The 13,750-nt window shown below is 27.7% G+C and carries 10 protein-coding genes and 1 other annotated feature; of the genes, 6 read left to right on the forward strand and 4 right to left on the reverse strand.

Annotation, left to right across the window (positions count from 1 at the left end; translation table 11 throughout):
* Positions 1-7: 7 nt before the first annotated feature.
* Positions 8-1,534, reverse strand: coding sequence for a DUF445 domain-containing protein (locus NT01CX_RS11095; RefSeq protein ID WP_011723139.1), 1,527 nt, complete (start codon positions 1,532-1,534; stop codon positions 8-10).
* 193 nt (positions 1,535-1,727) lie between these two features.
* On the opposite strand from NT01CX_RS11095, the gene NT01CX_RS11100 reads away from it, so the two are divergent.
* A complete protein-coding gene (locus NT01CX_RS11100; RefSeq protein ID WP_011723140.1) occupies positions 1,728-2,465 on the forward strand; it encodes a DUF3298 and DUF4163 domain-containing protein in 738 nt (245 codons plus the stop codon).
* A gap of 89 nt (positions 2,466-2,554) precedes the next feature.
* Here the strand turns inward: NT01CX_RS11100 and metG are convergent, their stop codons facing one another.
* On the reverse strand, positions 2,555-4,537 hold the full coding sequence (gene metG / locus NT01CX_RS11105) for a methionine--tRNA ligase (protein WP_256995293.1): 1,983 nt from the start codon (positions 4,535-4,537) through the stop codon (positions 2,555-2,557).
* 39 nt (positions 4,538-4,576) lie between these two features.
* Positions 4,577-4,824, reverse strand: a binding site (T-box leader).
* A gap of 258 nt (positions 4,825-5,082) precedes the next feature.
* Here metG and NT01CX_RS11110 point away from each other — a divergent pair.
* The 4 genes from NT01CX_RS11110 to NT01CX_RS11125 all read left to right on the forward strand — a co-directional run bounded on the left by NT01CX_RS11110 (position 5,083) and on the right by NT01CX_RS11125 (position 9,766).
* A complete protein-coding gene (locus NT01CX_RS11110) occupies positions 5,083-5,778 on the forward strand; it encodes a response regulator transcription factor (protein WP_011723142.1) in 696 nt (231 codons plus the stop codon).
* 1 nt (position 5,779) lies between these two features.
* A complete protein-coding gene (locus NT01CX_RS11115; RefSeq protein WP_011723143.1) occupies positions 5,780-7,171 on the forward strand; it encodes a HAMP domain-containing sensor histidine kinase in 1,392 nt (463 codons plus the stop codon).
* Positions 7,172-7,261: 90 nt separating this feature from the next.
* Entirely contained in the window at positions 7,262-8,815 is a 1,554-nt protein-coding gene (locus NT01CX_RS11120) for a hypothetical protein (RefSeq protein WP_011723144.1), read from the forward strand.
* 24 nt (positions 8,816-8,839) lie between these two features.
* Complete coding sequence (locus NT01CX_RS11125) at positions 8,840-9,766, forward strand: polysaccharide deacetylase family protein (protein WP_223316910.1); 927 nt, start codon at positions 8,840-8,842, stop codon at positions 9,764-9,766.
* A 79-nt stretch (positions 9,767-9,845) separates the two neighbouring features.
* Here the strand turns inward: NT01CX_RS11125 and NT01CX_RS11130 are convergent, their stop codons facing one another.
* Complete coding sequence (locus NT01CX_RS11130; protein ID WP_039243336.1) at positions 9,846-10,403, reverse strand: uracil-DNA glycosylase; 558 nt, start codon at positions 10,401-10,403, stop codon at positions 9,846-9,848.
* A gap of 146 nt (positions 10,404-10,549) precedes the next feature.
* On the opposite strand from NT01CX_RS11130, the gene NT01CX_RS11135 reads away from it, so the two are divergent.
* Positions 10,550-12,139 (forward strand): Ig-like domain-containing protein, encoded by a 1,590-nt coding sequence (locus NT01CX_RS11135; RefSeq protein WP_011723147.1) that lies wholly within the window; start codon positions 10,550-10,552, stop codon positions 12,137-12,139.
* A gap of 56 nt (positions 12,140-12,195) precedes the next feature.
* Here NT01CX_RS11135 and NT01CX_RS11140 read toward each other — a convergent pair.
* Positions 12,196-13,634, reverse strand: a protein-coding gene (locus NT01CX_RS11140) for an IS1182-like element ISCno1 family transposase (RefSeq protein WP_148195533.1) whose coding sequence is annotated in 2 segments (ribosomal slippage) — positions 12,196-13,064 and positions 13,064-13,634 — 1,440 coding nt in all. Because the reading frame shifts where the segments join, the coding sequence is not laid out codon by codon here.
* Positions 13,635-13,750 lie beyond the last annotated feature (116 nt).

Below are 13,750 nucleotides of genomic sequence, written 5' to 3' on the forward strand. Positions count from 1 at the left end.
CTTTTTATTATATTCTTGATATTATAGATGATACAAGACCCATTATAAATCCTAGTAATGCACCAAGCCATGTTATTGCACTTAGTTCCTTGCTTGCAATCTCTAAGATTATTTGTTCTGCAAAAGATACTTCAAAAGTGTTTATTTTATCTTCAACAATTTTACTTATATCAAATACCTCTAAAAACTCTGAAGCTTCATTTTCAATAAATTTATTAAATCCTGTTTCAGCTAAGTTATCACATACATTTAGTATTTCTTCTTCTTTTCCCTTTGTTATATCGCATATTTTACTTTCTAAAATCTTATTTACTATACTATCAGTATACACTTTAACCTTTTCTTCAGTTTCCTTTGATTTTAAGATTTTTTCTAATTTATTTCCTATTAAATCTCTCAAAATCTTGTCTGAGTTTATATTTGCTTTTGAAAGTAATTCTTCTATACTTTCATGTTCTTTGAATTTTTCTTCTAATTTTAATAAGATTTCATGGAACAATTCGTCTTCTACTACATTTTTTAATATCAAATCTGAAATAGCTTCTGTGTTTTTAATTTTAGCATCTTCAGAAATTTGTGACATAATATTAGATAGTTTAAGTTTTAAAAGCTTATCAATAATATCATTTATGAATATGGCTACTTCTTTTTGAGTTTCTTCTCTATCCAAGTATTCATCTAATACTGAATAAACCTTGTTATATATAGTAGTAGGATTTAAAAACATTGCAACCATAGGATTTAAATTAGTACTTATAAGCTCTGAGAAAACACCTTGAAGTTTTAATTGTACTTTTTCATCTTTTAGTATTCCCTTTATTCCCATGGAAATATCGTAGTTTTTATTATATATGTATACTTTTAAAGAACTTATAACACCCATTGGTATTACTTCATCTAATGGTTTATCTATGTTTTCTAATTTAATTAATTTCTTTTGGATACCCTTTTCTAGATAATTTTTAAATTCTGAAGAATTTTTAAATCCAATGGACATATCAAGTAGATTTTTAGTTATATTTTGATAAAAACAACTATTTATTATATCTTCAGGATTCTTTTTTAACTCTTCTTTTATAGAATTTACTATCATATCTTCTAGTTGAACTTTAACTTCATCTTTTTTTATAGCAGTTAATATTATATTTGATAATTTAACTCTTACACTATTTATGAAGTCGTAAATTTTATTTCCTAATAAATTTCTTAATTCTTCTTTTACTGATATATTCTTTTTTATAACTTCTTTAACTTTTTTATTTGCCCAAACTTTAAACTTACTATCAACTTCATTGTTTTTTAATGCATCTATCATTGTATCTTTAGTTAAAAGGTGTTCTCCTACAGCATTTCCTACACTTTTAGCTATTCTCTTTTGCTCCTTTGGAATAAGTCCTGGAGTAAAAGGTATTTTTATTCCAAAAATTCTTTTTTCCTCGTGGGGTCTAAATAGCATTTTTATGGCAAGCCAATTTGTTATATATCCAATTATAGCCCCAACAATAGCTGAAAATAAAACTCTTGTATATGGCATATTTCTATTTCCTCCCTTGTTTATTTAATAATAGTAATTTTACTATAATTAATTTTAATTTTAAAGTTTGTTTTGGGTAAACTATGGATAATAGTTTATATTAAGTTGTAACTAATTTGTAGTATATACTTACATATTTTAGTTTAAAATTATATTAAGATATAAAATATTATATCTTACAGGAGGTTATTTAATGAATAATTTCATTTTTACTGGATTAATAATATCATTATTATCTAGTACCGCTCCTTGTACTATAACTTCTAGTAAATATGTTACCCAAACTAATAAAAGTAATTTACAAAGTAACTTATTTAGATCTAGAGTAAAGGTTGTTTCAAAAGAATGTAAAATTAAAAACGACTACTTTGAAAGTGATTTAAAATATCCTGTAATAAAGGGATTAAAGGATAAATCAATAGAAAAACAGATAAATTCCATGATTGAAAATGATGTAATCACTTTTAGAAATAGACTTTCAAAAGCAGCTAAAAAGAATAAAGATAAATCAATTAAAGAAAATTATGAGTTACTACCTTATTTAGCTTACACTACATTCAAAGTAATTAATCTAAATGATGATTTTATAAGTTTTTATATAGATTATTATGAATTAACTGGTGGTGCCCATGGTAGTACCTTTAGGAAATCTTATAATATAGATCTTAAAACAGGAAAAGTTTTAAATCTTAATGATGTATTAAAGAATATTCCTAATTATAAAGAAACTATAGACAAATATATATATGATGAAATTAGCAAAAAACCTGAAGTTTATTTTATAGATTCATTTAAGGGAATTTACGGTGATATTTCTTTTAATTTAGATAAGAGCAATCTAATTATATACTTTCAACAGTATGAAATAGCTCCGTATTCATCGGGAATTGTAGAGTTCAAAATTCCCATTTTAAGTTTAAGTAGTTTTTAAGCTTTTTATGCACTCAATCCATATACTAAGAAAACCCAATTAAATGCTTGAGCAACATTTAGTTGGGTTTTCTTTTATTCTTTTATTTATTATTTAACAATGCTTCCTGTTGGTAATTCTCCTGGGTTTACTACAAATAATTTTTCTTTATCATCTGAAGCTGCAAGAATCATTCCTTGTGATAATTCTCCTCTTAGTTTTACAGGTTTTAAGTTAGCAACAAGTACAACATGTTTTCCTACTAATTCTTCTGGTTTATAGTATTTAGCTATTCCTGATATAACCTGTCTTTCTTCCCCACCTAAATCTACTTTTAATTTAAGAAGTTTATTTGCTTTTTTAACTGGTTCACAAGATATAACTTTTACAACTCTTAGATCAATTTTATCAAAATCATCTATAGTGATTTCTTCTTTAATTGGCTCCATAGCTGGTTTTTGTGCTTCTTGTGCCTTTGCCATTTGTTCTTTTTGAATCTTTTCAAGTTCTTCTAATTTCTTTTCTACATCTATTCTTGGGAAAATTGCAACTGCTTCTCCAACTTTAGTTCCTGCTCTTGTTCCATCAAATGATGCTATACTATCCCAAGTTGCAAGTTGAACGTTTAATTGAGAATTTATCTTCTTACTTGTTTCAGGTAAGAATGCTGAAAGCATTACAGAAACTATTCTTAAACTTTCTACTAGATTGTATAAAACAGTTCCAAGTCTTTCTCTCTTATCTTCTTCTTTTGCAAGAGCCCAAGGCATAGTTTCATCAATGTATTTATTGCTTCTTCTAACTAAAGTCCAAATTTCATCTAATGCTTCAGGAATTTTTAATGCGTCCATTTTTCCTTCCACTTTCTTTGGAGCTTCAAGGGCAACTCTTATTAAATCATTGTCTATATCTTCTTCAGCTTTTGGTGCTGGAATAACTCCATCAAAGTATTTATTTATCATTGCAATTGTTCTGTTGACAAGATTTCCAAGATCATTTGCAAGGTCTGAATTTGTTTTCTTTATAAATGTTTCTCCTGTGTACATTCCATCTTGACCAAATGGTATTTCATGAAGAAGATAGTATCTTACAGGATCAGTACCAAATTCATTTACTAAAGTTACTGGATCTACAACATTTCCTTTAGATTTTGACATTTTACCACCATCAACTAAAAGCCATCCGTGTCCAAATACTTGTTTTGGTAATGGTAAATCTAAAGCCATAAGCATAATTGGCCAATAAATTGTGTGGAATCTTAATATATCTTTTCCTACAAGGTGAACATTTGCAGGCCAATATTTTTGATATAATTCATCATTTTCTTGATCGTAACCAAGAGCAGTTATATAGTTTGAAAGTGCATCTATCCATACATATATAACGTGTTTTTCATCAAAACTTACTGGAATTCCCCAATCAAATGAAGTTCTTGATATACATAAATCTTGAAGACCTGGTCTTAAGAAGTTATTTAACATTTCATTTTTTCTTGATTCTGGTTGTATAAAATCAGGATGTGATTCTATGTATTCAATAAGTCTATCTGCGTATTTTGACATTTTAAAGAAGTACGCTTCTTCTTTAGTTTTTTCAACTGGTCTTCCACAGTCTGGGCATTTTCCATCTACAAGTTGAGTTTCTGTCCAGAATGATTCGCAAGGTGTACAATAAAGTCCTTCGTATTCTCCTTTATATATATCCCCCTTATCATATAGTTTTTCAAATATTTTTTGAACTGTTTCAACATGATAATCATCAGTAGTTCTTATGAATTTATCATAGCTTATGTTCATAACCTTCCATAGATCTTGTATTCCAGCTACGATTTCATCAACATACTTTTTTGGAGTTATTCCTTTTCCTTCTGCAAGTCTTTGAATCTTTTGACCATGTTCATCTGTACCTGTTAAGAAATATGTGTCATAACCTGTTAATCTTTTAAATCTAGCAATTGCATCTGCTGCAACTGTAGTATATGTATTTCCTATGTGTAATTTTGCTGATGGATAATAAATAGGTGTAGTTATATAAAAATTACCTTTATTCATTTTTACTCCTCCTGTTTTATTAAATTTATTTTGATAGTAAATATTTTCATAATAAAAAAAGTCCCTAAGCAAGTTTCCTCACTTAGAGACGTGTATACGCGTTACCACTCTAATTTGTTTATGCTTTGCAACATAAACCTCCATAAGTGACTCCTTAACAAAAGTTAATTTTATCACTTTGCATTCTAACCGTTGCACCGGTAATACCCTAAATTAGTCAGATACTATGCTCCAAGACCATCTTCATATATTTCCATGTAACCAGCTTTCACCTATCCTGGCTCTCTTTATACACTTTCACATATTACTCTTCTTTTCACTGCATTTTCTTATTTTTAATTCTTATATTAAATGTTATGACAAATCCACTAATATGTCAATATTATTATCATTTATAAAATTATTTATTCAATTTTAGTAATATCTTATAGATGATGTTTATTTTTTTATTTAATACATACAATAGAAGTGTAAATTTATTTACATTTATTTTAAATAGTAACTGTTTTGTTTCTCCTAATAGTATAAAATAATATATAATATTATAAGATGCTTTATTATTTCATCAAATATTTAGAGGTGTAATTATGGAACATAAACATAAAGTACTAGTTATCGAAGATGAACAATCAATAAGTAAATTTATAAAACTTGTTTTACAGAAACAAAACTTTGAAGTTATACAAGCATTTTCAGGAGAAGATGGCTTAAAAAAAGTTACAACTGAAAATCCAATAGTTGTGATTTTAGATATTATGCTTCCTGGAATAGACGGGTTTAAAGTATGTGAAATACTGCGAAAAAACTATCCAAGCATTGGCATAATAATGCTAACTGCATTGGGACAAGATATCGATAAAATTAAGGGATTAGAAAATGGTGCAGATGATTATATGATAAAACCATTTAATCCATTAGAACTTGCCGCAAGAATAACTTCTTTAATTAGAAGAATGAACTTTTCAAATAATACTTCAAGCGACACTTTGGTATCTGGTGAATTTAAAGTAAATTTAAATTCAAAAATTGCATATAAAAATGATAAAGAACTAAATCTAACACCAAAAGAATTTATACTTTTAAAAATATTTATGGAAAACATAGGGACTTCTTTAAGCCGTGACAAACTTTTAGACCTAGCTTGGGGATATAACTTTGTTGGTGACCCTAAAATCGTAGATGTAAATATTCGTAGACTTCGCAGTAAACTTGAAGATGATCCTTCATACCCTAAATATTTGCAAACTGTATGGGGTGTAGGATATATATGGAAGGAAGATTAATTTGAAATCTATAAGAAATAAAGTAACTTTAAGTTATATAGGAATAATTATTTTTACCGTTATTATTTCTCAAATAATCGTATTAACTTCTATAAAGAAATACTTTTATGACAACGCAAAAGAGCTGTTAAAAAATCAAATAACTCTTTCAGCGGAGTTTTATAACACATACCTTTCTTCTATAGATTTAAAACAAAATGTTGCTAATGATGTAGATATATTTTGGAAAAACACTTCAGCAGAGGTTCAAATTTTAGATACAAAAGGAAACATGCTAATGGATTCTATGGGTTACTCCGCCAATGATATAACAACATCAAAGGACTTTAATGAAGCTTTACTTGGAAATTTAGGACTTTATATACATAAGGCTTCCGATTCCAATGAAAATATAATGAGTATATCTATGCCATTGAAAAAAGGAGAAACTATACAAGGTGTATTACGTTTTGTATCTTCCTTAAACAAAATTGACAATCACATACGTTCTATTGCTTTTTATTTTATGATTGTAGCAATAATAGTAATTATTATATCCAGTATCGTAAGCTTAATAATATCAAGAAAACTAACTCATCCATTGAAAGAAATTACAGAAGGAGCGGAGCTTTTCGCATCAGGAAAATTTAAAGAAAAAATAACAAAATCCTCTAATGATGAATTTGGGAAACTTGCTGATACATTAAACTATATGGCACAGGAAATTCTTAAAAACGAAAAATTAAAAACAGAATTTATAGCTTCAATTTCACATGAACTTAGAACCCCACTAACATCAATAAAGGGATGGACTGTAGCATTGAATTTATGTGATCCAAATAACAAAAGCGAATTTGAAGATGGACTTAAAATAATAGAAGAAGAAACAGATAGATTAAGTAATCTTGTAGAAGAACTCTTAGACTTCTCGAAACTATCATCAGGAAAAATAACGCTAAAAAAAGATTATGTAGATATTCATGAACTTTTAAGATATCTTCAAAAACAGCTTCAACCTAGAGCTTCTAAGGATAATATAAATCTATCTTTAGAATGTAAAAATGAAATACCAAATATATATGCAGATATAAATAGACTTAAACAATCTTTCATGAACATACTTGACAACGCACTTAAATTTACATCATCTGATGGAGAAGTAAAAATAACATTAAGTTCAAATAAAGATAGTGTAATTATAAGTATAAAAGATAACGGATGTGGAATTCCTTTAGATGACCTTCCTAGGGTAACTGAAAAATTTTATAAAGGACAAAATAGTAAATCAAAGAATGGAATAGGACTATCCATATGCAATGAAATAATTTCACTTCATAACGGTAACCTTCAGATTTTAAGTGAAGAAAATAAGGGTACAGAAGTTATCGTATGTCTACCCTTCGTTGATTTATGATTTACTATGCTTTTTTAATAGTTTTGTTACTTTTTATATATTATAGAGTATTAAAATATATTTGCTTATAAAAACTAGGAGGTTTTATTAATGCATCAAATAAAAAATTTTTTAAGTTTTTTATTGATACTCATATTAACCACTATCCTTAGTGGTTGTAACAAAAATAATATAATATCTCCAGGAAAAATAATACCACCAGAAAATTATGATATAGCTATATCTGGAGAGTGGATTATAAAGAAATATTATCCTACTACCTCCTCTGGTAATTCTAAAAATGCCGAGGACAAAATTGGCAAAATAATTTATGTAGACAAGGATAAACTAGAACTATTAGATAAAACTTGTATATCACCAAACTTCAAAATAAAAATAGTTGATGCAACTAGCTATCTTGCCAGTAATTATGGTATAGCTCCTAGTTTACTTAACATTGAACAAGCTGATATTCAAGTTATAACAGTGACTAATAAAGATAATTATTTTACATCATTTATAAAATTAAACAATAATAATTTAATTGCTACAATAGATGATAACTTCTTTTTACTCACAAAAAAATCTGGAATAACTGGTGAAAATAATAATGGAAAAGTTAATTCTAATATTAATTTTCAAAACCAAAATAGATTCCCAAAGAACTTAGATTGTGGACTTTTATTAGGATTAAAATCCTATGTACCCTGTTGTACAGTTTATAAAAAGAATAGTCCTAAAGTAATTTATCGCCCCGTATTTAGAACAATTTGGGTTAACTTCGACTCACAAAAAGTTGAAAATATTTATGAAATTCATCATTTAGTATATGCAAGGAAAAGTGGATTTTGGTACTTAACTACTAATTATACTAGTAGCAATGACTATAAAAATTATAAAATTGCAACTTACCCTATTACGAAAAATAATAACCCAAAACTAATAGAAAGTCCTATAAAAAATGATATAATAAATATTGGTAATTCTTATTCTATAGATGATGTTTTATTTGTTGGGGATGATTACATATCCTTAGAATCAACTATGGGTTCTCTTAGTGAGAATAACTCCTTTTATTTAGATAATTCTTTAAGGGTCGAACCTATTGACACTCTTAATAGCGATAAAGATTACTCAATATCTATATCGAAATTACTTGGACAACAAGGATTAAAATCATTAAAACAAGGTGCTGCAACTTATGTAAACTCACTTGATTTTAATAAAAGAAAAGATTTAAATCCAGATCCTGATGATAAGTCATTTGGAGTTATTCGTAAAAATGGTAAGTGGGTTTTAAAAGGACGCTTATATTACTTTTATGAAAATCATATTGAATCTTCACCCAAAACTCATGAAGATTTTGATATACCTATAATTCCACCCAAAGAACTTATAGGATATGATTTATTATTTCCTAATTGGAATATAATAAAGAAAAAAATACCGGATGCTTTAGATGCATACTCTTCTCCAGATAAGAATTTTGTTGTAGTTCTAACAAATTCAAAAGTACTTATATATAACATTATAAATAATGATTTAGCCTCCTCTCCAATTGAGACGCTAAATCTAAGAAAAAATGAAGTTGCGGTAATGTCTCAATGGGCAACTGGTAGCTATGTTAATACTTGGGATGACCAAATGAAAAAAATCAAACACTAACTTAATTAAAAGGATGGGATAACATTGAAAAAATTATTCGGCAAAAATATGAGACTAGTTCTCACAACAATCATTGGATTTATATTTGTTTTTTCTATTGGTTTTATGGCTGGAAATAAAAAGACTAAGACATCTATAAACCCAGCTTCAACAAAAACTGTTGAAAATAAAACTTCAGATAATAAGCCTAAAAACCCAGAAACTAAAACTGAAAATAATACACAAGCTGAAAAACCTAAAACAACTGCACCACAAGGTTCTACAGCACCACTTGACCCTAACAAAAAAGTTGCTTACTTAACTTTTGACGATGGTCCAACAAAACAAATGACTCCTAAGATTTTATCAATATTAGATAAATACAATGCAAAAGCTACATTCTTCGTTTTAGGACAAATGGTTGAAAAAAATCCTGAATTATTAAAAGAAGAAAGAGCTAAAGGACACTCTATCTGTAACCATAGTTATTCTCACGATTATAAACTTTTATATAGCAGTGCTGATAATTTCTTAAAAGACTTTGCTAAAAGCACAGCTGCAATAAAAGCTGTTTTAGGTGATTACGATGGAAAAGTTATTCGTTTCCCTGGTGGTTCTTACGGTAAAAAACGTGCTCCTTACAAACAAGTTGCTAAAGATGCAGGATACACTTATGTAGACTGGAATGCTCTAAATGGTGATGCTGAACATCAACACGTTCCAGCTGACAAACTTCTAGCTAGAGTTCAATCTTCTACTAAGGGTAAAAACCATGTTGTTATCTTAATGCACGATGCTGCTACAAAGGGTACTACTGTTGAAGCTCTACCAAAGGTAATTGAATACTTAAAGAGCCAAGGTTATGAATTTGCAACACTTGATGAAGCTGGTAACATTCCAGTTAACTTACCAAGCGTTCACACTCCTAACGAAAAGGCTAAAGAAGTATCAACTCCAGCAAAAACTAAATAGTTTATCATAAAAAGGAAAAGATAACTTAGTATAATCTACTTTGTTATCTTTTCCTTTTTATATAATAATTATTCATATTTTATTTAATCTCCAAATACTTTCTTTTTATTTCCTTTAAATCCCCCCAAAATAATGGCTTTTTATTATCATCTCTTAAAATTGCAGCTGGATGAAATATAGGCATTATATAAACACCCTTCTTCTCTATCCATTTTCCTCTATCTCTCGTTATCCTTAAATCCTTATCTATTATATACTTTCCTGAAACAGCTCCTAAGCACACTATAATTTTAGGTTTAATCAAAGCAACTTGATTTCTTAGATATTGTATACATGCATAAGCTTCATGATCCATTGGATTTCTGTTATTTTCAGGTCTGCACTTGCAAATATTAGTTATATAATAATCCCTATCTCTATATAAATCTAAAGCCATTAATCCCTTAGTTAAAAGCTGTCCTGCTTTACCAACAAAAGGTTTTCCAGTTCTATCTTCATCCGCTCCCGGAGCTTCTCCTATAAACATTAAATTAGCCTTTGGATTTCCTTCCCCAAAAACCATGTGAGTTCTCTTATCTCCAAGTTCACAATTATGACATTCAATACATTCTTTATATAATTCTCTCCACTGAAGCAATTTAATTCCCTCCAAACTTTATTATACAAATAAATAATACCATACTTAACTAAATATAATAAATAAATTATAAATTTAAACCTAGTTTTGCAAATATTAACTTTTATAGTATAATTTATTAATAAGACTTTTTTAGGGAGGTTATTATGAAAAAACTTTTTATAATTTATATTAATTTTTTAATGATTTTGGTATTATCTCTTTTTACTAACCTTAATAATATAATAGCATATGGAGAAAATATTCCTATTGATTCAAGTCTAAATGGTTATTACTCAAAGTTCAAATCAATGGATGTACCTAGAGATAAAATTTTTACAATCAATTTCAATAAAGAAATTGATGAAGAATCTATAACTAAAGATACCTTGATAGTTATAGACAAAAATGGCAAAATAATGAATACTGAAATTCATCTTTGCACTGATAACAAAACAATAATAGTATTGCCACCAAAAGAAGGTTATATTGAAGGTGAACAATATGCTATTCTTATTAAAAAAGGAATAAAAGCACTAGATTCTAGCGTTATAAAAAAACAAGTAGTCATGATTTTTACAGTAAAAAGTAAAGAGGACCTTGAAAAAGAAAAAATAAAACAAGAAAAAATAAATAATAATAAACCTATTAAAAAAGATAGCATAGAAACAATAGTAAAAACCTTAGAAGGTAAGCGTTCTGGAAACCAAAAAAAAGGTTTTTATGAAAGTGAAGATCCGGATTTTTGGATAGGATTATTTCTTGATAGTACAAGACGTAAGGAATTTTCTAAAGACCAATATCATATTTGGCACTATAATGATTATGTTGCTAGTATGAAAACTTTTAATAATAAGTATAAAAATAAAAATTACAAAGAAATTACAGACTGTGATTATTACAAAAAAATACCTAATCTAACTATTAATTTTAATAATTGTAATAATGATAATATATTTCTTGCTTCTTCTTTAAGATACAAATTTAATTCTAAAATAAAAGAAGATTTTCCTAAAAATTATAGTCCTACTTTCTTTACTTTATCTACAAAAGAAAAAGGTTATTATAGAGCTAATATTGACCTTATAACAGATAAAAGTAATGGATTTTCTTTATGCCAATTTATATGGCGACCAGATCTTGAAAAACAGATGGTAGAAGAAGTTAATCAAAGAAGGAAAGCTAAGGGATTAAAACCTTTAACTTTAAGCAATGACTTAACTGCTATAGGAAAATATTCTGCTAAAAGAAGCTATCTATGTTTTTCTTATTATTATCTTGGATACAAATTACCTTGTAATCTAACTGGTAATTTTAAATGTTGGGCTAATGGAACTATACCTTATGCATTTGTTCATACAAATAATAAAAAATATAATGAAAATGTTAATCCAAGTATACAAAAAGCAATATGTTTAGAAGATCACTCAAAAGAATTATTTGGTTATAATAAGCCTGTTAAATGTATTAGTGAATCTTCTTGCATATTCAAAAATGCTAAAGACTTCATAAGCAATTGGGAACAACAGCAATTATTTGATGAAGGTAAAAATCCGAATTATAATCTTGATTTAAAAAATGTTATGAGATATTATCCAGAATCAGTACCAAAAGAAAAGTATCATGCACCAATAAAACTAGAAAAAAATATTTATAATCCTAATGTTACAGAAATTGGTGTAGGGTGTATATATGCACCTCCTTTAGGTGAAGGAGATATTAATGGTTGTGTTGGATATTTTATAGTTGTAAGTTAACATTACAATTTAAATAAAAAGAAACTATTAGATTTTTCTAATGGTTTCTTTTTTGTTTACGCCAAAATTCTTTTATGCGATAGCATTCGAAAAATATTTATTATGTATGTTAATTTGGAATAAATTTGAATTAATGTACACAAAAAATAATGCGATAGCACCATGGCTATCTTTTTCATATTCTGAACTACCGCTGTAAGTAGGCACTGCTCAGAAACATTTTTAATTCCTCGCATGCGACAATAACGTAGCCCATGTAATTCTTTTGAATCAGCAAAGCTACGCTCAATCTTTTCTTTACGTCGTTTGTAAATACTTTTACCTTTTTCTGTTTTAGTAAATCTAAAAATTTGATCTTTATAGTCTTCCCAAACATGACGACGTATAGTTCTATTAATGGATTTATCAGATGTTAAGCAATTATTTTTATATTTGCAATAAGCACAATGCTCCGCATTACTTAAATATTCTTTATAACCTTCCCTCGTAGTAGTTCTATATTTTAAAAAGCAATTATTAATACACACATATCCATCTAATTCTTTAACATACTGAAATCTATATTTTGTATATTTTCCTTTAACATGGGGTCCTAAACGGAACCCAAAAACACCTTGATAATTTTTGTCTGAAATTTGTTTACAAATAGGATTCGTATAATATCCGGCATCTGCTACTAAATATTTTGTATTAAAATTAAACTTTTCTATTTGAGTTTCTATTCTTTTAACATAAGGATCTACATCGTTTATATTCCCGGGAGTAACATGAACGTCTGTTATAATATTATACTTTCCGTCAACAGTTCTATGATCTAAATAAAAAAAGCCTTTAGGTTTTCCATCTCTAACCATATATCCACTGTCTGGATCAGTTGTACTTACTTTTATTTCCTTAGTTTCAGCTATTTTAGTCTTTTTTTTAGAGGCTTTTTATTATGATTAATTCTATCTTTATTAATGTCATTCTCTAATTCATCAAAGTATTCCTTTGTGGATTTAGTTATTTCTTTTTTAATAAATTTATGTTTATTAGCGTTAGCTTTTAAGTGAGTAGAATCAGTATATAGAATTTTGCCATCAACCAAGTTTCTATTAATAGCTTGAAATACAATATTATCAAATATTTCTTGATGTATATTTGTATTACTAAATCTTTTTGTTCTATTCTGGCTTATAGTGGAATGACTTGGTATTTTATCAGTAAGTCCATATCCTAAAAACCATCTGTAAGCTACATTTACCTGGATTTCTTTTACAAGCTGACGCTCTGAACGTATACCGAATAGGTATCCTATAAAAAGCATTTTAAATAATACAACTGGGTCTACTGAAGGTCTTCCATTATCAGGACAATATAAATCCTTAGTTAAATCTCTTATAAATGAAAAGTCTATGTATTTATCTATTTTTCTAAGTATATGATTTTCAGGTACTAAATTTTCTATGTAAACTAGTTCTAATTGATTTTGTTTTCTTTCATTATTAGTAAGCATTTTTCCTCCGTAGGAGCCCTAACGGGCTAAAAGATTTATTGGTCTAAAATATATATTCTACATAAAAACTAAAAACCCTTTTTGTAATAAATGTAAAAAGGCTGTTGACAAATTAT

The sequence above is a fragment of the Clostridium novyi NT genome, assembly GCF_000014125.1.
Classification (GTDB): domain Bacteria; phylum Bacillota; class Clostridia; order Clostridiales; family Clostridiaceae; genus Clostridium_H; species Clostridium_H novyi.

Excerpts from the sequence above, each read along its gene's own strand:
- NT01CX_RS11095 (WP_011723139.1), bottom strand. The coding sequence starts at position 1,534 with ATGCCATATACAAGAGTTTTATTTTCAGCTATTGTTGGGGCTATAATT.
- NT01CX_RS11100 (WP_011723140.1), top strand. The coding sequence starts at position 1,728 with ATGAATAATTTCATTTTTACTGGATTAATAATATCATTATTATCTAGT.
- NT01CX_RS11110 (WP_011723142.1), top strand. The coding sequence starts at position 5,083 with ATGGAACATAAACATAAAGTACTAGTTATCGAAGATGAACAATCAATA.
- NT01CX_RS11120 (WP_011723144.1), top strand. The coding sequence starts at position 7,262 with ATGCATCAAATAAAAAATTTTTTAAGTTTTTTATTGATACTCATATTA.
- NT01CX_RS11135 (WP_011723147.1), top strand. The coding sequence starts at position 10,550 with ATGAAAAAACTTTTTATAATTTATATTAATTTTTTAATGATTTTGGTA.